The sequence below is a fragment of the Chitinophaga hostae genome (assembly GCF_018224885.1).
In the GTDB taxonomy this organism is placed as follows: Bacteria; Bacteroidota; Bacteroidia; order Chitinophagales; family Chitinophagaceae; genus Chitinophaga; species Chitinophaga hostae.
Map to the genome: position 1 here is coordinate 112764 of NZ_JAGTXB010000019.1, position 25689 is coordinate 138452.

21 protein-coding genes are annotated in these 25689 nt (G+C 48.2%); 10 read left to right on the forward strand and 11 right to left on the reverse strand.

The window, feature by feature from the left end; all coding sequences use genetic code 11:
• Nucleotides 1–70: 70 nt before the first annotated feature.
• From KE626_RS27415 to KE626_RS27425, 3 genes are all read right to left on the reverse strand, one after another.
• Nucleotides 71–1291 (reverse strand): FecR family protein, encoded by a 1221-nt coding sequence (locus KE626_RS27415; protein ID WP_211976222.1) that lies wholly within the window; start codon nucleotides 1289–1291, stop codon nucleotides 71–73.
• A 93-nt stretch (nucleotides 1292–1384) separates the two neighbouring features.
• Complete coding sequence (locus KE626_RS27420) at nucleotides 1385–2014, reverse strand: RNA polymerase sigma factor (protein ID WP_211976223.1); 630 nt, start codon at nucleotides 2012–2014, stop codon at nucleotides 1385–1387.
• Nucleotides 2015–2097: 83 nt separating this feature from the next.
• Complete coding sequence (locus KE626_RS27425; protein ID WP_211976224.1) at nucleotides 2098–4110, reverse strand: FAD-dependent oxidoreductase; 2013 nt, start codon at nucleotides 4108–4110, stop codon at nucleotides 2098–2100.
• Between the two features lie 180 nt (nucleotides 4111–4290).
• Between KE626_RS27425 and folD the strand changes: the two genes are divergently transcribed.
• Nucleotides 4291–5142, forward strand: coding sequence for a bifunctional methylenetetrahydrofolate dehydrogenase/methenyltetrahydrofolate cyclohydrolase FolD (gene folD, locus KE626_RS27430; RefSeq protein ID WP_211976225.1), 852 nt, complete (start codon nucleotides 4291–4293; stop codon nucleotides 5140–5142).
• A gap of 201 nt (nucleotides 5143–5343) precedes the next feature.
• Nucleotides 5344–5847 (forward strand): DinB family protein, encoded by a 504-nt coding sequence (locus tag KE626_RS27435; RefSeq protein WP_211976226.1) that lies wholly within the window; start codon nucleotides 5344–5346, stop codon nucleotides 5845–5847.
• Here the strand turns inward: KE626_RS27435 and KE626_RS27440 are convergent, their stop codons facing one another.
• From KE626_RS27440 to KE626_RS27460, 5 genes are all read right to left on the reverse strand, one after another.
• Nucleotides 5848–6333 (reverse strand): DinB family protein, encoded by a 486-nt coding sequence (locus tag KE626_RS27440; RefSeq protein WP_211976227.1) that lies wholly within the window; start codon nucleotides 6331–6333, stop codon nucleotides 5848–5850.
• Nucleotides 6334–6374: 41 nt separating this feature from the next.
• Nucleotides 6375–6971 (reverse strand): porin family protein, encoded by a 597-nt coding sequence (locus tag KE626_RS27445; protein WP_211976228.1) that lies wholly within the window; start codon nucleotides 6969–6971, stop codon nucleotides 6375–6377.
• Between the two features lie 126 nt (nucleotides 6972–7097).
• Nucleotides 7098–8204 (reverse strand): Gfo/Idh/MocA family protein, encoded by a 1107-nt coding sequence (locus tag KE626_RS27450; RefSeq protein WP_211976229.1) that lies wholly within the window; start codon nucleotides 8202–8204, stop codon nucleotides 7098–7100.
• A gap of 30 nt (nucleotides 8205–8234) precedes the next feature.
• The gene (locus KE626_RS27455; RefSeq protein WP_211976230.1) at nucleotides 8235–8432 is read right to left on the reverse strand and encodes a hypothetical protein; all 198 of its coding nucleotides are present in this window, start codon (nucleotides 8430–8432) and stop codon (nucleotides 8235–8237) included.
• Nucleotides 8433–8437: 5 nt separating this feature from the next.
• Nucleotides 8438–8968 (reverse strand): OmpA family protein, encoded by a 531-nt coding sequence (locus KE626_RS27460; protein ID WP_211976231.1) that lies wholly within the window; start codon nucleotides 8966–8968, stop codon nucleotides 8438–8440.
• Nucleotides 8969–9319: 351 nt separating this feature from the next.
• On the opposite strand from KE626_RS27460, the gene KE626_RS27465 reads away from it, so the two are divergent.
• The 3 genes from KE626_RS27465 (at nucleotide 9320) to KE626_RS27475 (ending at nucleotide 14545) form a co-directional block, all read left to right on the forward strand.
• Nucleotides 9320–12460: a glycoside hydrolase family 31 protein gene (locus KE626_RS27465; protein ID WP_211976232.1), complete on the forward strand. Its 3141-nt coding sequence runs from the start codon at nucleotides 9320–9322 to the stop codon at nucleotides 12458–12460.
• Nucleotides 12461–12668: 208 nt separating this feature from the next.
• Nucleotides 12669–13154 carry a YdcF family protein gene (locus KE626_RS27470; protein ID WP_211976233.1) on the forward strand — a complete coding sequence of 162 codons (486 nt, stop codon included), beginning with the start codon at nucleotides 12669–12671 and terminating at the stop codon, nucleotides 13152–13154.
• Between the two features lie 62 nt (nucleotides 13155–13216).
• Complete coding sequence (locus tag KE626_RS27475) at nucleotides 13217–14545, forward strand: GntP family permease (protein WP_211976234.1); 1329 nt, start codon at nucleotides 13217–13219, stop codon at nucleotides 14543–14545.
• Nucleotides 14546–14572: 27 nt separating this feature from the next.
• Here KE626_RS27475 and KE626_RS27480 read toward each other — a convergent pair whose 3' ends face one another.
• Genes KE626_RS27480 through KE626_RS27490 form a run of 3 tightly spaced genes read right to left on the reverse strand, consistent with a single transcriptional unit; the run spans nucleotide 14573 to nucleotide 16536 of the window.
• Complete coding sequence (locus tag KE626_RS27480) at nucleotides 14573–14758, reverse strand: hypothetical protein (protein WP_211976235.1); 186 nt, start codon at nucleotides 14756–14758, stop codon at nucleotides 14573–14575.
• 4 nt (nucleotides 14759–14762) lie between these two features.
• Complete coding sequence (locus KE626_RS27485) at nucleotides 14763–15290, reverse strand: hypothetical protein (RefSeq protein WP_211976236.1); 528 nt, start codon at nucleotides 15288–15290, stop codon at nucleotides 14763–14765.
• Between the two features lie 25 nt (nucleotides 15291–15315).
• Entirely contained in the window at nucleotides 15316–16536 is a 1221-nt protein-coding gene (locus KE626_RS27490; protein ID WP_211976237.1) for a trans-sulfuration enzyme family protein, read from the reverse strand.
• A gap of 130 nt (nucleotides 16537–16666) precedes the next feature.
• Here KE626_RS27490 and KE626_RS27495 point away from each other — a divergent pair, with 130 nt between their 5' ends.
• The 5 genes from KE626_RS27495 (at nucleotide 16667) to KE626_RS27515 (ending at nucleotide 25682) form a co-directional block, all read left to right on the forward strand.
• Complete coding sequence (locus KE626_RS27495; RefSeq protein ID WP_211976238.1) at nucleotides 16667–17257, forward strand: RNA polymerase sigma factor; 591 nt, start codon at nucleotides 16667–16669, stop codon at nucleotides 17255–17257.
• 44 nt (nucleotides 17258–17301) lie between these two features.
• Nucleotides 17302–18486, forward strand: a complete 1185-nt coding sequence (locus KE626_RS27500) for a FecR family protein (protein WP_211976239.1) — start codon at nucleotides 17302–17304, stop codon at nucleotides 18484–18486.
• A 288-nt stretch (nucleotides 18487–18774) separates the two neighbouring features.
• Nucleotides 18775–22020 carry a TonB-dependent receptor gene (locus KE626_RS27505; RefSeq protein WP_211976240.1) on the forward strand — a complete coding sequence of 1082 codons (3246 nt, stop codon included), beginning with the start codon at nucleotides 18775–18777 and terminating at the stop codon, nucleotides 22018–22020.
• 17 nt (nucleotides 22021–22037) lie between these two features.
• Nucleotides 22038–23621 (forward strand): RagB/SusD family nutrient uptake outer membrane protein, encoded by a 1584-nt coding sequence (locus KE626_RS27510; protein WP_211976241.1) that lies wholly within the window; start codon nucleotides 22038–22040, stop codon nucleotides 23619–23621.
• A 12-nt stretch (nucleotides 23622–23633) separates the two neighbouring features.
• A complete protein-coding gene (locus KE626_RS27515; RefSeq protein WP_211976242.1) occupies nucleotides 23634–25682 on the forward strand; it encodes a glycoside hydrolase family 2 protein in 2049 nt (682 codons plus the stop codon).
• The last annotated feature ends 7 nt before the right edge of the window (nucleotides 25683–25689 follow it).

Genomic DNA, 25689 nt, shown 5'->3' on the forward strand with positions numbered 1-25689 from the left:
GTTGAGTTTAGTGTAAAGGATATTAAAAATAAATGCGGGTGCCAAACGTGGAAAGGCAACGGGCAATTGATTAGTTCATTCCGGCGGGCATAACGGTAATGTGGTTACCATTGGTGCTGAAATGCACCTCCCCGGTTTGTTCCAGCAATTCCAGCAGCTGGGCGACATTTTCTTTACGGGTCATGCCACCGTAAAGGGTAATGCCTGATAAGTCTCCTTTATATTCAATCTCCACATTATACCAGCGGGCTATCTGCCGCATGATCATGCGGATATCTGTTTTCCGGAATCTGAATTCTCCTGTTTTCCATGCCATCACCTCTTCCAGGTCGGGGCGGGTGATATTAAATGCTTCACCGGATTCGTTGATGCTGGCCTGCTGGCCGGGTTGCATCAGCGAGGTGGCTTTGCCCTGTGATACACTGACGGCGCCTTCCATCAGCGTTGTTTTTACGCGGCCTTCATCGGAATATGCCATGACATTAAAATGCGTTCCCAATACTTTTACCTGCATACCGGTGGTTTGCACGATAAAAGGCTGACCGGCATTTTGGGCCACTTCAAAATAGGCTTCTCCTGTCAGGGTCACGGCCCTGTCTTTCCCCGTAAATGCCACCGGGAATCGCAGGGAGGAAGCGGCGTTCAACCATACCTGGCTGCCGTCGGGCAGTACCACCTGGTATTGTCCGCCCCGGGGAGTGCTGATGGTATTGTATTGTGAACCGGCGCCTGCGTTTGCTGCGCTGTTAGCAGCGTAAGCCAGCCGGCCACCGTTGAGCTTTATGATACGGGTACCGCCCTGGTTACCCAGTGCGCCTTCCCGGGCGCTGTCGAGCTCAATGATACTGCCATCTGCCAGGGTGAGTATAGCTTTGTTGCCACCGGGAACCACTACAGCTGCCACGGGGCGGTTAGCCACCGGCTGTGGTGACCGGTACCACCAATAGGCGCCTGTTCCGAGGCCTACCAGCAATATAGCCGCTGCTGCCAGTTTATAAAAAATACGGAAGTAGGGAGATGAAGAACTGTCTGTTACAACCATCATGCTTCGCTCCCTGCTCCTGGCTTCCCTATGCGCTGCTTCCTGCATTACCTCACCAAAAGCCTGCTGCAGATCCACCTGCGAAGTGGTGGTATATCGTTCTTCTGCCAGGATAGCGGCAATCATTTCACCCAGTGTATGTCTGTTGTGATCATTTTGTACCAATACCTGCAAACGTTGCCGCTCCGCCGGAGTGATTTCATCGCTCAGGTATTTTTCCAATAATACTTTTAGTTCCTCATTTGACATAAAACCGGATGACAGATCAGCACACTCTCATGAAGGGCTGCTATTATAAAGACGAAAAAAATGATGACGGGAATCCGCTGCCAGCGAAACTTTTTACCACCATAACCACAACAACAATCCCACACTGGTTAAATGACCGGCTTTTGCGGCCAGGTGTTTCCTGATAGCGGCAATAGAACGTGCAATATAGTTTTTGGAAGTAACGCGGGAAATATTCATCTGCTGCGCAATTTCATCATGCGACATCCCCTGGAAGCGGCTCAACCGGAATGCCTGTTGCATTTGTGCCGGCAACCGGTTGATGGCCGCATTCAGCTGTGTTTCCACATCCTTGAATTCCAGTTTATCCTGCGCGGAAGGAAGGTCTGATTCCATATAAACATGATGCCCGTTTTCCTGTACCGTAGGCAATACCCGTTTCCTGAACTCGTCCAGGATCATGTTTTTCGACACCGTATACAAAAAGGCGTCAAAGCGGTTCACGGCTGTTAACCGTTCCCGGCTCATCCACACTTTAATAAATATTTCCTGGGTAAGATCTTCTGCCCTGGCGGCCGATTTTACAAACTGCAGGGTATTGGCATACATCTTCTTCCAGTAACGGTCAAATAACAACCGGAAGGCCTGTTGGTCTCCCGCAGCCACACGCTGCAACAGCTCTTTTTCATTATGTAAGCTATCTTTCAGCAAAGGAAGGTCATGGAATTTATTACAAAATAACAATTTTGTGGAATTACGCTGTATATAACCGTTATTGCTAAAGACGTTAAAAAGATAGCTGCGAATCCTTCCGGCAAATTATTTTTTTACCGGGGAATAAACAGTACCGCATCGGCCACAACAATCCCATTCGTTTTATGGTTGTCAATTTCCACATAGGCGCCTTTTCCTGCTTTTAGCTGGTAGCTGCCCAAACTCACCCATTCACCGGTGGTTTGTCCCAATACCTTCACCGTTTCTCCTGCAACCTGTTTTTCGGTGATCTGCTGCCCGTCGCTGACCTTTACATGCATATTTGCATCCATGCCGGGAAAACGGGGCACATAGGTAAACACTTCATATTTACCGGCTTTCTTAATTTCCGGCGCAAAGCGTACCGATTTAGCCGCAGCGCCCTTGCTATCGTCTGTAAGCATGGAGGGTCCGTAACTGCCACGTCCACCCTTCTTCCAATCGCCCGTGATGGTCACATGTGCCTCGTCGTTATCATCTACCAAAATCTCCGCCGGGCTGTTATCTGCCAGGGGATCAGTTTGCAGCAACTGCTGTACTTTCTTTACATCTGCTTCCTGTACGGAAGTTTTGCTGTCGATAGCCACAGCTGCCGCCGTGGCAGCGGATTGTCCCAATACCATGAACACCGGTTCCATGCGAATGGAGCCATAGGCAATATGTGTAGCCGACAGGCACACCGGCACCAGTACATTCTTTGCTTCGGTAGCCACCGGGATAAGGGATTTATAGGAAACGGGGTAAGGTCCGAAACCATGGATCTCCACATCTCCCTCATTTTTTACCATACCGTTTACGACCACACGCTGACAGTTATGCGAATCCATGCCATAAGCAGCCATTCCCACGGCATCGGTCACCGTGGTATGACCTTCGCAGTTGGCTTGTGTCATTACATAAGCGCCTACCATACGCCGCGCTTCCCTCACATAAAGCTGGGGCGACCAGTGCCCGTTATCTTTATATTCATCCTTAGGATAACCCCATTTCAACATCTGCTCCCGCAGCGGGGCAGGCACCCGCTCATCATGCCCCAGGAAATACAACAGCCCTTTGGTATAGCTTTCATGCTCCAGGATGATCTTTTTACGCGTAGCGTAATCTGCTTCGGGGTAGTCGTAGTTCATTCCGATCATATCTGTGGAAAAAGCTCCCATATTATTGATATCTGTTTTGCCGTTGGGCATCAGGTCCATCTTCAGCAAAGGTTTCAGCTCTTTGGGTTTTGTTTGTTCCAGTAAACGCACCAGCAATTCATATTTGGAGGGATCATATCCTTCCGGCTTTGTGATAGGCACCTGGTTGGCTGGCTGATCGCTCAGGCAGATCCTGAAATTGTAGGCCTGTATTTTTTTATCGCCGGCTCCTTTTACATCCATTGTACCGGGGGCAATGCCCCATAGCAGTCCGCTTTCGGGTTTACCAGGCGTTTTGTAGGGATCAATACCATCGGGAAACTGATGCATATCCCGCAGCTGCACCCCGTTATAGGTTTCGTTATACTGTCCGTTGGCTTCGCGGCCCGTAGTATAGGAAATACCTGCTTTCACCATCAGATCACCTTCGTAGGAGCAATCAATAAACATTTTCGCTTTCACCACGCGGGTATCGGGACCATTGATCGTTATTTCCCTGATATACCCGTTTTCCTTTTTAGCGCTGCTGATGGTATACTCATACAGCACCGGCACTTTGGCGGCTTTTATGTATTCCTGGAAAATATCTTCCGCCACATGTGGTTCAAAGATCCACTGTTCCAGCTTCCCGTAATGCTGCCCGATGCGGCGGTAAAAATTGCGCGACAGGCCCGTAATCGCATATTTGTTGCCGATATCGGTATACCCCAATCCGCCGGTGGTGAGTCCGCCGAGATGCTTATCGGGCGATACCAGGATCACGGTTTTATGCAACTTTTTGGCCGTATAGGCAGCGATAACACCCGCGGAGGTGCCTCCGTAAACGCAGATATCTGCTTCCACCGGCGGCGCTGCCGCAAAGAGTAAATTACCGGCTGGCAACAGGCAACAGGCGCCCAGCAGGGCATGCCGGTATCGCCCCAGGAGGGCGGAAATGATTTTGGTCTTCATACGCAGAATTAATAACGACCGTTTAAAAGGCCTTATGCTATAAAGACGGAAAAAGAGGAACAGGGAATGCGTCCCGCAAAAAATTTTTTCCCCAACATTTACCGGGATGCCGCTGATCGGGTATCTTTGCTGTCTTCAAGCGGCAGAAACACACATCAATAACGAATAAAAGATTTTAATATGGCAGCCACATCTACACTGTTAGACGGGAAAGGGTTATCCAAGGCAATGGAAGCTGATTTAAAGGTAAGGGTAGAAAAAATTATTGCGCAAACGGGTAAGGTGCCGGTACTGGCCACAATCCTGGTGGGCAACGATCCTTCTTCTGAGGTATATGTAAAAATGAAGGGAAATGCCTGCGAACGGGTAGGAATGACCTCAGTGCGGGTACATTTGCCGGAAGAAACAACGACGGAAGAATTGCTGGCTGCTATAGAAAAACTGAATAACGACGAGCAGATCTGCGGTATTTTACTGCAGCACCCGGTGCCCCACCAGATTGATGAAAGGGCCTGTTTTGATAAAATTGCGATCGACAAAGATGTGGATGGCGTTACCTGTCTGGGTTTTGGCCGGATGTCGATGAATGAACCTGCCTATGGCAGCGCTACACCGGCAGGTATTATGGAGCTGCTCAAACATTATAAATTACCGTTGGCCGGTAAACACGCGGTAGTAGTAGGTCGCAGCCCTATCCTCGGTAAGCCGGTAGCAATGATGCTGCTGAATGAAAATGCAACGGTAACGATCTGCCATTCCAAAACCGATAATTTACCGGCGCTGATCAAACAGGCCGACATCGTAGTAGGCGCCGTAGGCCGGCCGGAATTCATCAGGGCAGAATGGATCAAAGATGGCGCAGTGGTAGTGGACGCCGGTTATCATAAAGGCGGACTCGGAGATGTGGAAATAAGCAAGGTAAAAGACCGTGCTGCGGCTTACACCCCGGTACCTGGCGGCGTTGGCCCGATGACCATAGCAACGCTGATTGCGCAGACAGTGGCTTCTGCTGAAAAGAAGCTGAAAGCGTAAAGCAGAAAGCAAAAAGCTATCGAGGCGAATGAGTGATGCGGAAAATTCAGATCCGTTTTGATCATTCGCTTCGATAGCTTTCTGCTTTCTCCTTTATGCCTTCAACCCAAAACTTGTCCTTAATCGCCCTCTTAGTTGTCGTATTAGCACCCGATTCAAATCGATATATCCATTTATGTTTGCAGTAGAAAAACAAACACTATGAAAACACAACTGATCAACGATATTGATATCACCGGCAGCACATTATTACAGCTGATCTCTTCTTTTTCTGAAGAAGAATTTAATACCATTCCATTTGAAGGCAGCTGGACGGCGGGCCAGGTGGCCGAGCATATCTGGAAAGCAGGCGACTGCGAAATATTGTATGGACCTACGGTGGCTGTAGACAGAGTGCCGGATGAAAAAGTGGGCGCTATTAAAACCTTGTTTTTAAATTTTGGTATTAAAATGACATCGCCGGAATCAATACGTCCGGGAGAAGGTTATCATCCGAAAGCAGCTGCACTGGACAATATCCGCAGCATATGGGATAAGCTGACCACTGCGGCCAATACGCTGACGCTGGAAGAAGAATGTACTGCTTTTGAAGTGCCCGGGTTTGGACCATTTACCCGGTTAGAGTGGATACAGTTTATCAATACGCATACACAGCGGCATATTCAACAGATGCAAAATATACAGGCGAAGGTATTGCGGGCATAGCTATACCTCCAGCAACAATTTCATCTTTTCTATTTGCCGGCGATGACGCAGGATATGCACAATAGCATGCTCCATTAACTGCTCTATATCGTATACCTGTCCCCAGCCGGTAAGCATCTTTTTTGACTGCTCCATTTCTTCCAGTTCATCGTTGCTGATATCGTTGAAAACAGTAGTAGTAAATTGAAAGGCATCTTTCAGATCAGTAATATACTTATCAGCAGATGTGTGCAGTGTCTTATCCGGTTTTGTATAGTCATGGCCCTTCCACCGGTGAATATACCCGGCATAGGAATACATGGAACTGACTACATGCGACAATATCGTTTGAACAGACCGGCAGTCAGGGTTTTGCGTAACCGGATCTGCAACGGCAACGAGTGTGGCATCAGGAATAGTGGATATACATCCCACCATTTCATTCACCGCTTTTTCATATTCGTCCAGCAGGGCGCCGGTAGCGCCTTGTCGATATACTTTATCCATTTTATACTTCCCTGGTAAATAGGAAGAATAAATGTAGTTATTTATCTGAAATTAATACCAAGACCAATTTGCGCCTGCTGTGTTTTCCATTGATAGCGCTCATCAATATCATTCACATTGGAGATACCCAATACATAGCGGGCATACACATGCAGGATATCAAACGTTAAAGTAGCGCCGGCGGCGATGCCCAGATCGCTGCGTTTAAAAGCGGAACGATTGTAGGTGAGCAGGTTTTCATTGGCATAAAAGAGATAGCTGTATTCGGGGCCGGCATTGACGGTGATCATTTTATTGATGTTGTAGCGAAGCAGTACCGGCAGTGTAATATAGCTCAGCTTAATATTTTTATTGGCCTGATCATTACTGGTATGAATGTAACGGGCGCTGAAATCATCGCCGCGCTTAGCGCCAGCCTGCGAAAACAACAGTTCCGGCTGTATACCCCATTTCTTTGAAAAATCATAGGTGGCAAAAACGCCTAATCTTCCACCCATGGTATAATTTGACCTGATCCCTTCTCCATTCAGCTTAAACATGTTCAGATCTGCCTTGAGGCCATAGTGCAATTGCTGTGCGTTCAGGAGGGAAACAACCGCGCATAACAGGGTAACCGTAAACAGTAATCGTTTTTTCATAGTTGATCAATTTGACCATAAAGAAACGAATTGATCAGATGCGTATTGCAGCGGCATTACGACTAATAGATGATCCTGCTGTTTTTCACTATCATGCCGGAAATTTCCTCGGCAAATCAAAACGGGTTATCCTTTCAAATCTACTTTTTGTCCTGTTTTCACGGCTTTATAAATGGCGTCGATCAGCTTCAGGTCCTTCAGCGCCTCTTCTCCATTCACAGGAATTGACGGTTGTTTTCCTTCCAGCAGGATACCGGCCATTTCTTCCATCTGCACGGTTTGATGGGTAACATGCGGATGGGTTAGCTCTCCTTTATTGGTACGTCCTTTAATAGGGCCGTAGCCGGTAGATGGTTGTAATTCCGCAAATCCTTTTTCGCCATCCAGGAAAAAGCGATCCAGGTTATTCATGTTGTAGGTAGAGAGGCAGGATGCAACTGCGCCGCCTGGGAATCCAAACTGGAATTGTATGGTTTCGTCTACCCCTTCTTTAAATTTCACCGGGTCTGTTTTTGTTTCCTGCGCGGTTACCCAGATGGGTTCCTCTCCTACCATATACCGGGCGCCGTTAATGGCGTATATGCCGATATCCATCATAGCGCCACCGCCGGCCAATTGTTTATTCAACCGCCATTGGGTGGGGTCGCCTATTTTAAAACCACATTGTCCCTGGAAGAACATGATCTTACCAAATTCTCCGCTGTTTCTCATACGGATGATCTCTAATGTTTTGGGTTCAAAATGCATGCGGTATCCTACCAGTAGCTGTACATTTGCTTTTTTGCAGGCGTCGATCATTTCCTGGCCCTCCTTTGCATTAATGGCCATCGGCTTTTCGCAGATTACATGCTTACCCGCAGCGGCTACGCGTATTACCTGGTCGTGGTGCAGGCCATTTGGTGTGGTGATATACACCACATCAATATCTTTATTGTCTTTGATGCGGTCAAAGTTTTCATAATTGTAACAGTTTTTTTCCGGGATGGAAAACCTGCTTTGCCAGTCTTTTATTTTTGATGGCGTACCACTGATAACACCTACCAGCTTTGCTTTTACACAGTCCCTCATTGCTTCTGCCACCCGGTTTCCATATCCGCCCAGTCCCATAATGGCTACACGTAATACGGGCCCGTCATAGTTATTCATACGGGCAGCCCAGCCTGCCAGCGGCATTAAAGGCATTACCATTGCGGAGGCGGCAATTTTCTGAAGGAAGTCACGGCGTGAGTTCATAACGGGAATATTTTGGGTTTCATGAATAGCTTAATAATACAAAAAAATACCAGCATTTCTATGGGCCGTATCCGTTAAAAAATACCGGCAGGGATATACGAAGATGATCACCATCAACCGGAGAACGGATGGCGGCAACAACAGGAAGGTATGGAGCGGGAATGGCGGGTTACAAAAAGTGCGGGGTGGCGGCAGGGCCGGTATTACCGGCGCCTGCCATTGCAGCAAAAGAGCTAGTCTTTTACATCATACAGAATTACAAACTCTACCCGTCTGTTCTTTGCCTTACCCGCTTCCGTATCGTTAGTGGCGATCGGGTCGCGGTCGGACAGGCCCCAGGTAAACATACGGTCGTTGCTGACATTAAAACTGCCCAACAGCTGTTTGGCGCTGGCTGCGCGTCTTTCAGACAGGTCGCGGTTATAATTGGCAACGCCGGTATTATCCGTGTGGCCGGTGATGAGGATCTTTGTTTTATTGTACTTGTTGAGTATTTCAGCAAAGTGACCAAAGGTGGGCTTGATGCTTTCATTCACCTGGTCGGAAGCGCTCGCAAACAGGACGTTATTGGGGAAAATAACTTTGAGACTGTCTTTGATAATACTTACTTCTGCTTCGTTCAATATATTTTTCAGCTCTTTATACTGCTTGTTCATATAAACATGCGGACTGCTGCTTTTCTTTGACGCAGCGCAGGAAGCCAACAAAACAACGGCCATTAAAGCCACCAGGCCGTAACGGGGGATCAATAACATTCTTTTCATTATCATGCGTATTAGGGCACAAAGGTATGTAAAATAGACATTATCAAGCTGTTGCATTGACATTCTCTAATATTCATAAAATCATATATGCGTTAATGTTATATCATTTGCCGGGGATTGACGTGCAGGAGCGAAGAGGCTTCCGCCAGGGCGGCGGCCTGCCGCCCGGCCTTCCTTCTCTATGGCAGTAAAATGACCGGCATCCGGAGGCAACAGCGTCCTTTGTCATACGGAGGCCATTTAATACCATTCCATACCCTCCTTTTTTTCCCAAGCCCTATTTTTAAGCGGTATTCCCCCGGTGATAGCGGGGCTGAATATATATTTGGTGATTATAATAGTGAACAATTCATGAAAAAAATTATGCTATTAATGCTGGCTGTCATAGCCGGCTACGCTGCTTTTGCGCAGGAAACACCCTCAAAATCAAAAGTGTTCTGGCAGGAAAATTTCAAAAAGGGTGATTTGCCGATAGGATGGAAAAATGTGGATTCCAGCAACCGGCAGCTCAACTGGATCATCACGGATCAACCCTATCCGGGTTCTTTTGAATACCAGCAACAGGCCCCTCCTATTGCCTCCAAAAGCCGTGGCTATCATTTACAATTCCAGGCGGGCTACTTTGTGGATGAAGATCAACCTTCATGGGTGAAGAAAAAAGTATATCCCGACACCTGGGTACAAACAGATGCTATCAACTGCGCTAACCGCAGCTCCGTCATCCTGCGCTTTCAGCATACCTTCCGTTATAACAGCCAGTTTGCCGCTCCCGGGGCTGCCCTGCTGGTGGGTGTGAGCACCGACGGCGTTAAATGGACCGACTTCAACGTGATGAACAATGTGCCTCCTGCCAACGATATGTTTATTCCTATCAACCAGGAACTCAATATCACCCATATCGCCGCTAATCAGCCGAAAGTATATATCCGTTTTTACTGGAAAGGATTTTACAGCTGGTACTGGATGATTGATGACATTGAACTGGCAGAAGCCTACAAAAAAGACCTCGCCATTACAAGGCTGGTGTCGCATAACGAAGAAAAAAACACCTTTACCAATGCCGATGAACTGGCCGTTACGGTGAAGAATACCGGTATTGAAACGATAAAATCTTCCTTTAAAATCCAGTGCAAAATAGATCAGCGCAAAGAAATTACCGCCGTGGTTCCGGCGGCTAAAAAAGGACTGGCTCCCGGCCAGGAAATGACGGTGAAGTTCCCGGCTGCCGACCTGACTGACCGCCCCTTACATGCGCTGGTATTCAACCTCAGTTATAACGGTGACGAACACACGCTGAATGATACACTACGGGCAAGGGTAAACGCCAAAGAATCGCATATCGGTAACCTCACCGGCTTCAAAGCCACCGGTAACGAAATCAGTATCAATGCCGGGCTATCTGCCTTCAAACTGATTTTTTATACAGATGATATTTTCCGTATCTGGATGGCGCCGGATGGAGAATTCACCAATCCCGCCGGGAATGATATCGTAGTGGATTATACCGCTGCAAAATCAACCGTATCCACCACTGACAAAGGCAGTTACTACCAGGTGAAAAGCAAAGCATGTATTGTTCGTGTATACAAACAACCATTACGGTTTGCCATGTACGACCTTACAGATACCCGGGTGATCTGGGAAGAATCGGAGCCTATCTCCTTCGGCGCCACCACCACTCAAACCATGCAACGGCAGCCGGAAGAATATTTTTATGGCGGCGGTATGCAAAACGGCTACTTCTCCCACCGCGGCCAGGATATCCTGATCGAGAAAGGAAATGGCTGGGATAATGGCGGCAGACCGAACCCGGCGCCGTTTTATATGTCCACCGCCGGCTATGGCGCTTTCAGGAATACCTTTGATGTAGGTAAATACTCCTTCAAAGAAAAATTGCAGTTTGTACATAATGAAAACCGTTTTGATTGCTTCTATTTTTACGGTCCTTCGTTAAAACAAATCCTGAACGGCTACACCACCATGACCGGTCGCCCATTCCTAATGCCCCGCTGGGCGCTCAGCTTAGGTGATGCCAACTGCTACAACCGCGGAGGCACAGGCACCGACTCTAAAGCCTATAAAGGTACCGGTACCACCGGCACCACGCCGGATGTCATATCACTGGTAGCAGATAAATATATTGAAAACGATATGCCACGGGGCTGGATCCTTCCTAATGATGGCTACGGATGCGGCTATACAAAATTAGATTCTACCATCGCGGAACTGCATAAACGTGGGTTCTACACCGGCCTGTGGACAGAAAACGGCGTCGATAAAATTGCCCGTGAAGTAGGCGTATACGGCTCAAGACTGGCTAAACTGGATGTAGCCTGGGTGGGTCCGGGGTATAAATTTGCGTTGGATGGTTGTAAAGCCGCCTATGAAGGAATCGAAAACAACAGCAATGCCAGGGGTTACATCTGGAGCGTGATGGGCTGGGCCGGAACACAGCGCTATTCCACCGTTTGGTCGGGCGATCAGTCAGGCAACTGGGAATATATCCGCTTCCACATTCCTACTATTATCGGCGCGGGGCTGTCGGCACAAAATGCCGCCACCGGCGACGTAGACGGTATATTCCGTGGCAGCGACTCCACTTATGTACGCGACCTGCAATGGAAATGCTTTACACCTGTTTTCATGGTTATGAGCGGATGGGCTAAAAAGAACAAACAACCCTACCTGCAGGGCGCCGCCAATACCGCTACCAACAGAAAGTACCTGCAGCTGAAAATGAGAATGACGCCTTATATGTACAGCCTCTGCGCGGAAGCACATGAAACCGGCGTTCCCGCTTCCAGGGCTATGATACTGGAGTTCCCGGAAGATACCCTGTGCAGAGGTACCCAAACCGCCTACCAGTTCATGAACGGTCCTTCCCTGCTGGTAGCACCGGTATATAAAAGCGAAGGGAAAAGAGACAGCATCTACTTCCCACAGGGCACCTGGTTTGATTATTGGGATGGCACCGCCTATAAAGGATCAACCGTTGTTAACAACTACAACGCTCCCCTGGATAAACTGCCCCTGTTTGTAAAACAAGGCGCTATTATCCCGATGTACCCGCTGATGAACTACGACGGAGAAAAGAAAACGGATACGCTGACGTTAGACATTTATCCAGGCGGACAATCGTCCTTCGATCTCTATGAAGATGACGGACTTACCCGCGATTACAAAACAGGCAGCTTTGCCAAAACACTGATTGAGGCTAATGCCGGCAAAGGCGTAGCTATAAAAATCAATGCGGCCAGGGGCAGTTACAACGGACAAAATAAAACACGTGTTTATTTACTCGATATACACCAGTCTGCCAAACCTAAAACGGTAACTGTTAATGGTGCAGTACTGAAGGTATACGCCAATCAGCAGGCATTTGACAAAGCGGCTACCGGGTACTATTTCAATGCTGCCGAGAAAAAAGGTGTACTGCATATAAAAACGGGCATGTTGAGTACAACGGATGCACAGGTCGTGGACTGTGATTAGGATGATGTATGTGATGAACCTGGTTTGCGAAGATTAAAATTTTAAAATGGATGAAAATGATTGGGCTGGCCTTTTGGGCCAGCCCAATCATTTTTTGAGAACGTTATCTAATCAGTGCTTGCTTGCGGCGGAGCAACTGAAGTAAACGAAAGCATTTTACACCGGTTCACTTTTATCCCCGATCTTTATTATCAAAACACCATGAACAATGAAGGGACTTATCCTGTCGTTGGGCGCTCCTAACGATATTGCCGGTAACCTGAGCACCATGGCGCTCGACCGACTGAATGCCGTATTGCAGATTTACCGTTACAACCCGCAGTTTGTGATTAGCTGCACGGGCGGGAAAGGCGAACATTTCAATGAAGCAGCACATCCGCATTACCATTATGCACAACAATACCTGCTGGCTAATGGTATCCCGGAAACGGCGCTGGCTGAACCCGTAAACTCCGCCAGCACTATCGATGATTTCGTACAGGCGCGGCCGTTAATTTACCGGATGGCGCCTGAACTGTTGTGGGTAGTTACTTCCGACTTCCACGTAGCGAGAGCGAAAATCATCCAGCAGGAAAGAATAAATTACGCAGCCACCATTTTTTGGGGTGCTCCATCTACTGTTCCTGCCGAGCAACTGGCATCTCTTTTTGCGCATGAGCAAAAGGCGATCGCGCGCTTACAACAGGGTCAATAAAATTAGGGACTGTTTTGCAATGAAAGTTACCGGTTAAGATATAATTTATATCTTGTAACAGTATGACTACTATCCCACTGATACAAAGCATGCTGGGGCTGCTGGCCGGCATCGTCCTTATTGTAGTGCTCACTGCCCGGTTTCGTGTGCATGCCTTCTTTGCGCTACTGCTCGCCAGCGTACTTACCGGATGTATCCTGGGATTCCCGGTGGCTACTATTATTGGCAGTATAAAAACCGGTATCGGGAGTATCGTTGGTTCATTAGGATTGCTGATTATTTTAGGCACCACCCTTGGCCTCATCCTCGAGCATAGCGGCAGTACCACGGTGCTGGCCAATTATGTATTGCGCCGCACGGGGACCGGGCGCTCTGCCCTCGCGATGAACATCATCGGTTACCTCGTGGGCATGCCTATTTTCTGCGACTCAGGATTTATTGTACTCAGCGGCTTGAACAAGGCGTTATCTAAACGTTCAGGCGTACCCGTGATCGTGATGGCCTCCTCTCTCGCCACCGGGCTGTATGCGGTGCATTGCCTGATGCCGCCTCACCCCGGCATTACCGCGGCTACCGCCACTATTCATGCAGAAACCGGCAGGGTGATGTTGTTTGGCCTGTTGATCGCTATCCCCGTGTCTGTTAGCGGCTACCTGTGGACGGCGTTTGCTGGCCGGCGTATAGCCGTTGCCGCTAGTGATGATATTGCTGCAGGAGATACCGTTCTGAAAGGTCCGTCTGTGCTGATGTCGGTACTACCTATTGCAATACCCATCCTTCTCATCGCCATACGCTCTCTCAGCAGCCTGGAAGCAACACATCCTTCCCTGCTGCTGCAAACAATCGACGTGCTGGGCATGCCCGAAGTGGCGCTCAGCGCTGGTATCCTGCTGGCGCTGTCGCAGCTGAAAAACAACATAGGCACGATCCTGCAGGAAGGCGCAGAAAAAGCGGCCGGCATACTGATCATTATCGGCGGCGGCGGAGCCTTTGGCGCCATCCTGGCCAAAGCAGACATCGGAAGCCATATTGCGCAGAACCAATCCGTTGCCGCGATGGGATTATTGCTGCCCTTCCTGGTCACTGCGTTGCTAAAAACAGCACAGGGCTCTTCCACGGTAGCAGTCATTGCGGCAGCAGCTATTATGCAGCCATTATTACCCGTAATGGGATTCGACTCCGCCAGTGGAAAAATCATTTGTGTACTGGCCATGGGAGCCGGTTCCATGATGATATCGCATACCAATGATGCGTATTTCTGGGTGATCTCAAAATTTTCCGGGCTGGAAATTAAAGAGATGTTACGGGTTTATAGTACGGGTACCGTGGTGATGGGACTGGTAGCGATTGGGTTTATTTACCTGTTATCGCTGGTGTTGCCGACAACCTAGGGTATTATTTTTTATGACATAAAAAATTTATGCCTGAGTTGATTTTTTATTCTTTGTTGATGTACCTGCACCTGTTTTGGCAGGAATGCGTTTTTTACGTCCGGTTAACTTATAATAAGCAATTATCTCGCTAATCTTTTTTTTGTCTTTTTCGCTCAAAGGCTTGGGATCAACTACAAAATCCACTCCTTTCGGCTCCGCAATATATCCCATATTATTAATTTTTAAAGTATTTATTGACTAGTTTTAACGCTGCTTCTGGAAATATAATCATTTTATGGTTACCAATATGAGATGCTCCCAATGATTTCTCATAATGTGAAATTAACCGGGTCTTTGACGTAAAAGAAACAAATCCATCATAACCACACTCAAGCGATAACCGGCAAGCATAGGCAAAAAGGTTACCGGGTACTCCTTCATACAATTTGGGTGCTCCTAAATTGAAAGGCGCACTTTCAATTAGGTGAAGATAAAAGTGATCTTTATAGTCGCTTAAACTTACCAAACCTTGCAGTATATGAGGATTGCCCTCAATGGTAAGCTTAAAAACTTTCCTGTCAGTCAATCTGAATTCTTTTTTCCAGTCAAACTTCCAGCCTGTTTTAAGCGAAATATTTTTCAGATCCTCCTTCAACACCAAACTTACGTCTGTCTCAAAACTATCACCTGAGATAGTATTTAAAATGCTGTTTGTCAGTCTGTCTACTTCGATATTTATATGATATTTTGACTGTCGGGGCATCAACAAATTTACGAATAAAATCTCATCAAATCAACGCCTGCTCCAGGTCCCTGATGATATCTCCCACACTCTCCAAACCTACGCTCATCCTTATCAATCCATCCGAAATACCTGCTTTTTCCCGGTCTTCTTTTTTCATGCCGGAATGGGTCATCGATGCAGGATGCGACACCAAGGTATCGAGCGTACCCACTGATACCGCGCGCAGGCACATTTGCAACCGGTCAATAAAACGCACCGCTGCCTCAAATCCATCTTTTAGTTCAAAGCTCATCACTGCGCCGGGATGCCGCATTTGCCGGGCTGATAATTCATAGTCCGGATGCGATGGCAAACCGTTGAAATTGACGATAGACACGGCGGGATGCGTATGTAAAAATTCCGCTACCTGTATGGCATTACTGCAATGCTGTTTCATCCGGAGCTCCAGTGTTTTGACGCCCTGGATCAGCAGGAAGGTGTCAAAAGGATTGGCGCAGCCTCCCAACAGCTTCGCTGTTTTGTTCACCTTTTGCATCAGTGGAAGATCTTTTCCGATCAGCACACCGCCAATAGCAGTGCCATGTCCGTTCAGAAATTTAGTGGTAGAATGAAATACAAAATCGGCCCCGTAACGGAAAGGCTGTTGCAGGTAAGGCGTGGCAAAGGTATTGTCAACACTTACCTTCACCCCGCAGTCATGCGCTACTTTACAGATAGCGGCAATGTCCACGCAACGCATGGAGGGATTGGCGGGCGATTCAATATGGATCATCTTTATGGAACGATCCTGTTGTAACAGCTCCGCTACTGATTCCGGCTGATGCAGGTCTGCGATGAGGGCTTTTACGCCAAACTTTGGCAGAAAGTCAAATAAAAACTCATGAGTACCTCCATAAAGGGAATAATGTGTGAGTACCGTATCGCCGGCGGCTATATTAGCGAGAAACAGGGTAGCCATGGCTGCCTGTCCGCTGGCATGCAATATCGCTTTCAGGGGCAGCGGTTGCCCGTTGTCCTGCACCATTCCGAAACCTTCGAGGATGGCAATCAGTTCTTCCGCCACGGTAACGGTTGGATTGCCAAACCTGGAATAAATATATCCCGGGGCCGCACCGGAGAAACGATCCATCCCCTGACGGGCATTATCAAAGGTAAAGGTCGACGTGGCATACACCGGTACCAGGTGGGCATTCTGCCCCAAATCAGACTGGGCGGCATGAATGGCCGCGGAGGCCATTTCTGAAAAAATCGGATGATGGTTCATGGCGTAAATTTATCACTTCAACAGTTGATAATGAATAAAAAAGGAAGCAGGGAAAAGAAAGCGCTTGCTGGAAAAGTTGAAATGATATAATATTGGTGATCGTTTTTTCCCACAAAACCTGAAACACGCTTTGAATAATACTGAGGACAGGCTACTTTTTTCAAAAATTGCTGTTGGAGATGAAACCGCCTTCCGTTTATTGTATCATCGCTACAATGCAGTATTGTCGGGCTCTGTAAAGAAACTGCTGAAAACGGATGCTGCGGCTGAAGAAGTACTGCAGGAAGTTTTTTTGAAAATATGGCTGGTGCGGCATACGCTGGCGGATATCGAAAATCCCGGTGGCTGGATGTATACGCTGGCCGCCAACTATTCTCTTTCCGCCCTCCGGAAACATGCGCGGGAAAAACACCGGCAGGATGATATTTCGGAAGATGTACCAGACAACGAAGATCTCTCCTCCGGCATTTATGCCAGGGAGTTGCAGGAACTGATTAAACATGCGGTAGAAAAACTACCCGCCTCCCGCAGGGAAGTGTTTATGATGAATACCCGGGACGGCAAATCACGCAAAGAGATCGCCACTGCGTTGGATATCTCCGAAAATACGGTCAAAAACCAGCTGGTCACCGCCCGCAAATTTATTCGTGAATACCTGGAAAAACAAACAGGAACACGACTTCCTATCCTCCTGATTATACTCCTATCCAGATTTTTTTAATTTTTTTTAGTGACGCATAGTACAGTGCCTGTTTCCTGGCGTCTATGAGCAAAAGAAGGGATTGTATCGTGGAAGCAAAAGAGTACTACCGGTTTTTATTGCATCGTTATTATAACGGCACCGCCACCGCTGCGGAAGAGGAAGAATTGTTTACTGCACTGCGCAGCAATACGGACGAGGAAGAATGGACCTCCCTCATCAGCGAGCTGCATGCCAATGCTGCTGCCGATCCGGCCTATGATCCGGCGCTTTATGAAGCCAATATAGATCGTATTCTCCACCCGGCAATGCCGCTCAAAAAGCTACGCTCCTACCGTTGGTATTATGCCGCTGCCGCCTCTTTGCTGCTGTTGATTGCCGCAGGCGGCTATCTTAACCGGCAACGGGCTCCGAAAGCGCCCGCTGCACCCGCATTGGCCATTGCCGCCGATGTGCAACCCGGCAGGAATGGCGCCGTGCTTACCCTCGGCGATGGCAGCCAGGTGGTGCTCGACAGTTTACATAACGGTGTGATCAGCACCCAGCAAGGCACAAAGGTGCTGCTGCGTAACGGACAGCTTTCCTATGATGCCTCCGCAGCCGGCACCGTAAGCTATAATACGATGACCACGCCAAGAGGACGTAAATTTCGCCTGCAGCTGCCCGATGGCACCAACGTATGGTTAAACGCTGCCAGCGCCATCAGCTTCCCCACTGCCTTTACCGGTAATAACAGAACAATATCCCTTACGGGAGAAGCCTACTTTGAAGTAGCGCCCGACAAAGCACTGCCATTCATTGTAAAAATAAATAATGAAACTGCCGTGGAAGTACTCGGTACCCATTTTAATATCAGCTCTTACCAGGACGATGCCAGCATCAGCACCACCCTGCTGGAAGGAGCCGTGCGCGTAAAAGCGCCGCAACAATCCAGGGTACTGCAGCCAGGACAGCAACTGGCCATCAACAGAGCATCCGGCGCCACCACATTCCATCCGCTGGTGGATACACTCGCGGTAATTGCCTGGAAAAATGGCAACCTGAACTTCCAGGATAAACAGCTAACAGCCGTGATGAGCATGATTGCAAGATGGTACGACATTGAAGTGGTGTATGAAACAACACCTCCCAACATCACGTTCGTAGGGGAAATAGGCAGTGATGTAACACTTGCCAGCGTATTAACATTCCTGAAGGATTCGGGTATTCACTTCCGTTTGGAAGGGAGAAAATTGATTATAGGAGCTTAAAATATCATCACACAACCAAAGAAAGAATGTTATAGAAAAACAGTGAACTAAAGTTCAGCCATCACTGCCAAGGATACTGGTAATAAAAAACCGAAGGTGTTTCGACCACCTCCGGTTAAAAGATTACAGCTATGCAAAGCAGTTGAGTATTCCAGACAACTATCTATTTACAAGCCAAATCAATGCAAAGCTATGCAAAAAATTGCTCTTTGTAACCAGGCCCGCTATGTACCTACGTCAACGAAAGTACTTAACCGGAGCTGGTTTCCAACCAAAATGCTGTTAGTTATGAAACTGACATTTTTATTGCTTACGGTCGTTCTGTTAAATGTGAATGCCACCGGGTATGCACAACTCATCACCTGGTCAGGAAAAAATGTACCGGTGGAAAAAATCTTTACCGTCATCCGAATGCAGTCCGGCTACACTGTTGTGGCCAGCAGGGACGTATTGAAAAATGCCAGCCCCGTTACCATGAAGGTGGAAAACGCACCTGTACGCGCGTTTCTCGACCTGATGCTGAAAGATCAGCCACTGAAGTATGAAATCGTCAACAAATCGATTTTTATTTCTCCCAAACCAACAACACCCATCGTTACCAACCTTACCATCACCGCGCCACCGGCAGATGTAAATGGAAAGGTGACAGACGAAGCAGGCGCCCCTTTACCCGGGGTGTCCGTCAGGGTAAAGGGTACTTCCCAGGGCGTGAGCACCGGAACAGATGGCACCTATACCCTTCATATTGCCGCTGATGGCCCGCAGGTATTGGTTTTCTCCTACCTGGGAATGATCCCGCAGGAGGTAACAGTAACGGGCAACGGCACGTTTAACGTGGTATTGAAAGCATCCATTGAACAACAAACCGAAGTGGTAGTAGTTGGATATGGTACCCAGAAAAGAAGCGATGTAACAGGCGCAGTGGCTTCTGTGCCTAAAGAAAGACTGCAGAACCTGCCCGTTACAAATGTTTTGCAATCGATTCAAGGAACTACCCCCGGCGTTAATATCGTGAGCAACAGCAGCAAACCAGGCAGCTCTCCCGCCTTCTATCTGCGCGGACTGAAATCCATCAATGCCAGCAACGCACCGCTGATAGTACTCGATGGAATTCCTTTCAGTGGCTCCTATAATGATATCAACCCAAACGATATTGCCTCCATCGACCTGCTGAAAGATGTTTCAGCCGCCGCCATCTACGGATCACGCGGCGCCAACGGTGTAATCATGATCACCACCAAAAAAGGAAAAACCGGCAAACCTGTTATATCCTATAATGGTTATGCAGGACCCGAGTACCAGTCCAACACCGTGAAACAAATGAATGGTGAAGAGTACCGCACTAAAAATCACTGGTATAATATCCAGGCCGGCCGGCCCGATGCGCCAGACCTGCCTTACCTTACTGAACAAAAGAATTTTGCCAACGGCACACCGGAAGTAGACTGGCTCAAAGAAATCAAACAACAGGGATATATCCACAGCCATGAACTAAGCATTTCCGGCGGTACCGATAACGTTAAATACTATGTATCCGGCACCTATCTGAAAGAAGAAGGCTCCATCAAGGGTTATCAGTACAACCGCGCCAGTATCCGCGCCAATATAGACGCCAACGTTACCTCCTGGCTGAAAGCAGGTGTAAATATGTTTTTTGTGAACAACAACCAGGACGGCGGCAAAGCCACCCTGTTTGATGCCAACGCGCTGAGTCCCTATGGCTCCCTGTACAATGCAGCCGGCGATTATGAAGTATATCCCATTGCCCCGCAAACATTGTATATGAGTCCGCTCATCAACCTGTACAATCCGGGACTTGACCGTGGTAAAAACATCACTTCCAGCGGATATGTAGAAGCTGCACCCGCTTTCCTGAAAGGACTGAAGTACCACATGAACGCTTCCTATGCTTTCCGCCCCAGCCGCAGTGCCGACTACAGCGGCCGCAAAATGGGCGATATGCTGGGTACCGCCAGCGTATATAACGAAGAAAACAAACAGTGGATCGTAGAAAACATCCTGAGCTACAACCTGCATGTGAAAAAACATGCCCTGGATTTTACCGCCTTGTATAGCGCCCAGCAGGATGAACAATTTACCTCCCAACTGGATGCCTCTTCCTTCGTAAATGATAACCTGGATTTCAACAACCTGAAAGCCGCACAGGTGCAGAAAACGACGACCTCCTATACCGGCAGCGCACTGCTGTCGCAAATGTTCAGGGTAAATTATAACTACGACAGCCGCTACCTGCTCACCGCTACCATCCGCCGTGACGGCTATTCCGGGTTCGGCGCCAATAACAAGTATGGCGTATTTCCCTCTATTGCCGCAGGATGGAATATCCAACAGGAAAAATTCATGGCCGCAATACCAACCATCACCCAGCTGAAGTTAAGAGCCTCGTATGGTAAATCCGGTAACCAGGCCGTTGGTTCTTATAAAACACTGTCCAGGCTCGCCACCGCCAACTACATCTACGATGGTGTTACCACCATCGGCGTAGTGCCTAACACCATAGGTAACCCCAACCTGAAATGGGAAACCACTTCCGGCCTCAACGCAGGAATCGATTTCGCCGTTTTACACGACCGTCTCAGCGGCAGCATTGAAGTTTACAGCACGCATACCAACGACCTGCTGCTGAACAGGAAAATTCCTGCCATCAACGGATATACTTCTATCTATGATAACATAGGTGAAACAGCCAACAAAGGACTGGAGATATTGCTGAACAGCCGCAATATCCAAACCGATCACTTCTCCTGGCAAACATCTTTCAACATCTCCTTTAATAAAAATAAAGTAGTAGCCCTCTATGGCGATAATAAAGATGATATCGGTAACAACCTCTTTATCGGTAAACCCATGCTGGGCATCTACGATTATACCATGACCGGTATCTGGCAGGTAGGTGAAGATGCAAAAGTAGATCCGGGTGCAAAACCAGGGTATATCAAATTCAAAGACATCGATAACAGCGGCAAAATAGATGCGGCCGACCGCTCCTATCTCGGTACTCAATTACCAAAATATGTAGCCGGTTTAACCAATACTTTCCGCTACAACAACTTTACCTTAAACATATTCCTGCAGGATGTACACGGCTTATTACGTGCCAACAATATCCTCGATAACAGGGACCAGGCTGGCGTCATTAACCTGCCCGCAGAAATTCCTTACTGGACTTTCGACAATAAAATCAACACCAATCCTGCTTTATTCTATACCAATCCAAAAGGCTATAAGTATGCGCAGGATGCCTCTTTTATCCGCTTGAAGGATGTTACACTCAGTTATAATTTTGATAAACAGGTATTACAGCGTTCTAAAATTTCCAACCTGCAGGTGTATGTCAGCGGCCGTAACCTCGCCACCTTTACCAAATGGCAGGGCTATGACCCGGAAACATCTCCGTCGACCATCACCTCCTCAGACGCACGTTTAAATAACGGACAGGGCGCAGGGCAGCAGAGTTCGGATTTTTATCCGCTTAACACCACCATCATCATGGGGGTAAATATCAGTTTTTAATTTAAAAAGATATGACGATGAAAAAAAGCTTATATATATGCGGAATGCTGGCAGCAGGTGTGTTCATAACGAGCCTGTCTTCCTGCAGCAAAAGTTTTCTCGACGAACACCTCAAGTCCGATTACGCACCGGATAACACACTGGTAGATCCCCTGGGCTTTGAAGCTGCCAGCACCGGCATGCTCAGCAACGTACGTAACGATTACGGGGATGTGCAGGGGTTACTGGCCACCTTCTACGTAGGCACCGATATGGCTGTTACCGGTCAGCCGAATACCGTACAGGCGCCGTATGAAAATTATCAGAACCTCAATTCTCAAACCGGTTCGCTGGTAAACATCTGGAACTGGGGATATAAAGTGATCAATACGGCCAACGTAATTATCAACGCATCTCAAAATCCGGCCGCTACCCTCAGCCAGGAGCAACGCGATTTTTATAAAGCAGAAGCCTGTTTCTTCCGGGCATATGCCTATAATCATTTGTCGATCCTGTTTGGCGGCGTGCCGCTCATCACCGCGCCCGTATCCGTGCCACGTACCGATTACACCAGGGCCACAGAAGATGCCGTGATACAGCAGATCATCGCAGATCTTACCTTTGCGGAAGCACATCTTCCCGACCCGGCAGGCGTAACAAAACAAGGCCGCATCAATAAATTTGCAGCAACACAACTGCTGGCCGAAGCATCGCTCCGCGCCAACAAACCCGCAGATGCGGAAGCGGCAGCCAAACGTGTTATCGACAGCAAATTCTTCCAGCTCATCACTGCCCGCTACGGTACCAAAGCATCGCTGCCCGGTGATCCGTTTGCAGATATGTTTACCTACGGCAACATGCGCCGCAGCCAGGGCAATACAGAAGCCATCTGGGTAATAGAACAGCAATATAATGTTACCGGTGGCGGTTCCGCCTTTGATCAGCGCCGCCGCGAATGGGGACCATTCTACGTAAATGTGGCCGGTATGAAAGTCTGCGATTCCCTCGGCGGCCGCGGCATAGGCAGGATCAGGCCTACCAACTGGTGGACCTATGAACTGTACGAACAAAAAGATATGCGTAACTCGCCTTATAACATCCGTCGTAACTATTACTACAATGATCCGGCTTCCCCTAAATACGGCCAACCGGTCACCGTTAGCGGATTTGATACCATCCAGAATATTTACGCACATACCACTAAATGGTACGAGTTCCAGCCACAGGATATACAAGGCGCTCAGTCGTATAAAGACAGGATACAAATGCGTCTTGGCGAAACCTACCTGCTGCTGGCCGAAGCCCAGCTGCAGCAGGGACGCCCCGGCGACGCCGCTGCCAGCATCAACGTGATCCGCAACCGCGCACACGCTACGCCTATACAGGCCAGCGACGTAACCATGGATTATATCCTCGATGAAAGAGCCAGGGAACTGACCGCAGAAGAGCTGCGCAGACTCACCCTCATCAGAACAAAAAAACTGGTGGAAAGAGTACGGAAATATAATCCGAAAGTAGCACCTACCATCAGCGACTTCAACATACACTTACCCATTCCGCAGGCGGAAATCGATGTGAACAAAGATGCCGCACTAACACAGAACGACGGCTATAGCAAATAATAATCAGCACAGATGAATAAATGCACACTCCTTTCGTGCCTGGTTGTACTCCTGTTTTTACAGGGGTACAGCCAGGAAGGAAGAAAAGTAATTCCCTTCAACAACGGCTGGACTTTCAGAAAAGGGCCTATGGTGGCGGAACCCGGGCAAACAGACACCAGCTGGAATAAGGTAGCTATTCCGCATACCTGGAACAGCAAAGACATGCAGGAGGGCAAAAATTTCTACGCAGGCGATGGCTGCTATAAAAAATTATTTACACCAGGACCTGAACTCAAAGGGAAAAGATTGTTTCTCCGGTTTGATGGCGTGGGCTCTGTGGCCGGATTGTATGTCAACAACCGCTTCATCGGCGAACATAAAGGCTCTTATGCCGCCTTCTGTTTTGAAATCACGCACTCGGTGAAATATGGCGAAGAAAATACCATTGTGCTGAAAGCCAATAATAAAGCCAGGGAAGATGTACTGCCCATCAACAACTTCCTCTTTGGTATCTTCGGCGGCATGTACCGCCCGGTGAACCTGCTGATCACCAACGATATCAATATCACCACCACCGACTACGCCTCCGCCGGTATTGCCATCAGCCAACGCAATGTAAGCGATAAAAAAGCAGGCATCAGCGTTACCGCGAAAATCGAAAACAAACAGGCGCATCTTACTAACGTACAGGTACAAACGGAAATAAAAGACCGGCAGGGAAAACGTGTAGCCGTAGTAGTTAAAACAGCTGAGCTAAGTCCGCAGGGCATCAACATCATCCGGCAAGACCTGGACGTTACACGTCCGCACCTATGGAACGGATTGAAAGATCCCTATCTTTATTCGCTGACCACTTCCATCATTGCCAACGGGCACACTATCGACGCCGTTACCCAACCACTGGGTATACGCCGCTTTGAAGTGATCGCCGGCAAGGGTGTTTTCCTTAACAGGCACCCCTATACGATGCATGGCGTTACCCGCCACCAGGAATGGCAGGACTGTGGCAACGCACTTAGCAATGAACAACACAAAGCCGATCTCGACCTGATCCGTGAAATAGGCGCCACCACCATCCGGTTTGCCCACTACCAGCAATCCGAATACCTCTACTCGCAATGCGATAGCATGGGTTTTGTGATCTGGGCAGAGATCCCCTTTGTTAACAACTTCTCCGGGAAAGAAAGTGAAAACGCCCGCCAGCAACTCACAGAGCTGATCCGGCAAAACAGGAATCACCCTTCCATTTATGTATGGGGCATGCACAATGAAGTGTATTCCAAAACACCGGATGAACATGTGGCGGTGCTTACCCGTCAGCTAAACGACCTTGCCAAAACAGAGGACCCCGACAGGTATACTGTTGCTGTAAGCGGGTATGGAGAAATGAACCGGCCTGCGAACCTGGCAGCCGATATACAGGGCATGAACCGCTACTATGGCTGGTATGAAGGAAAAACAGGAGATATCGAACAATGGATAACCGGCCTGGAACAACAATATCCCGATTATAAACTGATGCTCACAGAATATGGCGCGGATGGAAATATTAACCAGCACACAGATAGTATTTCGGTAGATTTTGACCCGGTAAGCGGACAATTTTTCCCCGAAACCTATCAAACGGCCACTCATGTGAAACAGTGGTCCGTTATAGAAAAACACCCGTATATTACCGCTTCCTATTTGTGGAATATGTTTGAATTTGCCGTGCCCATGTGGAACAGGGGTGGCGTAAATGCCAGGAACCTGAAGGGCCTGATCACCTACGACCGCAAACAGAAAAAAGATGCGTTCTACTGGTACAAGGCCAACTGGAATCCCGAACCCATGGTCTACATCACGGAACGCCGGAATAATATCAGGAAACCCGGCACGGTAAAGGTAGAGGTATTCAGTAATATGGAACATATTACCCTCCGCGTAAACAACGGGCAAACCGTAACAGGCCACTATGGCGCTAATCAAAAGGATCATATTTTTGACAACATCACTCTCAACACCGGTGTAAACACAATAACCGCAACGGGTACACGTAACGGAAAAGTAGTTACGGATACCATTACCTGGACCCATTAACTGATGA

Excerpts from the sequence above, each read along its gene's own strand:
- KE626_RS27415 (WP_211976222.1), bottom strand. The coding sequence starts at position 1,291 with ATGTCAAATGAGGAACTAAAAGTATTATTGGAAAAATACCTGAGCGAT.
- KE626_RS27475 (WP_211976234.1), top strand. The coding sequence starts at position 13,217 with ATGACTACTATCCCACTGATACAAAGCATGCTGGGGCTGCTGGCCGGC.
- KE626_RS27515 (WP_211976242.1), top strand. The coding sequence starts at position 23,634 with ATGAATAAATGCACACTCCTTTCGTGCCTGGTTGTACTCCTGTTTTTA.
- KE626_RS27425 (WP_211976224.1), bottom strand. The coding sequence starts at position 4,110 with ATGAAGACCAAAATCATTTCCGCCCTCCTGGGGCGATACCGGCATGCC.
- KE626_RS27505 (WP_211976240.1), top strand. The coding sequence starts at position 18,775 with ATGAAACTGACATTTTTATTGCTTACGGTCGTTCTGTTAAATGTGAAT.
- KE626_RS27480 (WP_211976235.1), bottom strand. The coding sequence starts at position 14,758 with ATGGGATATATTGCGGAGCCGAAAGGAGTGGATTTTGTAGTTGATCCC.
- KE626_RS27465 (WP_211976232.1), top strand. The coding sequence starts at position 9,320 with ATGAAAAAAATTATGCTATTAATGCTGGCTGTCATAGCCGGCTACGCT.
- KE626_RS27440 (WP_211976227.1), bottom strand. The coding sequence starts at position 6,333 with ATGGATAAAGTATATCGACAAGGCGCTACCGGCGCCCTGCTGGACGAA.
- KE626_RS27445 (WP_211976228.1), bottom strand. The coding sequence starts at position 6,971 with ATGAAAAAACGATTACTGTTTACGGTTACCCTGTTATGCGCGGTTGTT.
- KE626_RS27435 (WP_211976226.1), top strand. The coding sequence starts at position 5,344 with ATGAAAACACAACTGATCAACGATATTGATATCACCGGCAGCACATTA.
- KE626_RS27500 (WP_211976239.1), top strand. The coding sequence starts at position 17,302 with ATGAGCAAAAGAAGGGATTGTATCGTGGAAGCAAAAGAGTACTACCGG.
- KE626_RS27470 (WP_211976233.1), top strand. The coding sequence starts at position 12,669 with ATGAAGGGACTTATCCTGTCGTTGGGCGCTCCTAACGATATTGCCGGT.
- KE626_RS27460 (WP_211976231.1), bottom strand. The coding sequence starts at position 8,968 with ATGAAAAGAATGTTATTGATCCCCCGTTACGGCCTGGTGGCTTTAATG.
- KE626_RS27485 (WP_211976236.1), bottom strand. The coding sequence starts at position 15,290 with ATGCCCCGACAGTCAAAATATCATATAAATATCGAAGTAGACAGACTG.
- KE626_RS27450 (WP_211976229.1), bottom strand. The coding sequence starts at position 8,204 with ATGAACTCACGCCGTGACTTCCTTCAGAAAATTGCCGCCTCCGCAATG.
- folD (WP_211976225.1), top strand. The coding sequence starts at position 4,291 with ATGGCAGCCACATCTACACTGTTAGACGGGAAAGGGTTATCCAAGGCA.
- KE626_RS27510 (WP_211976241.1), top strand. The coding sequence starts at position 22,038 with ATGAAAAAAAGCTTATATATATGCGGAATGCTGGCAGCAGGTGTGTTC.
- KE626_RS27490 (WP_211976237.1), bottom strand. The coding sequence starts at position 16,536 with ATGAACCATCATCCGATTTTTTCAGAAATGGCCTCCGCGGCCATTCAT.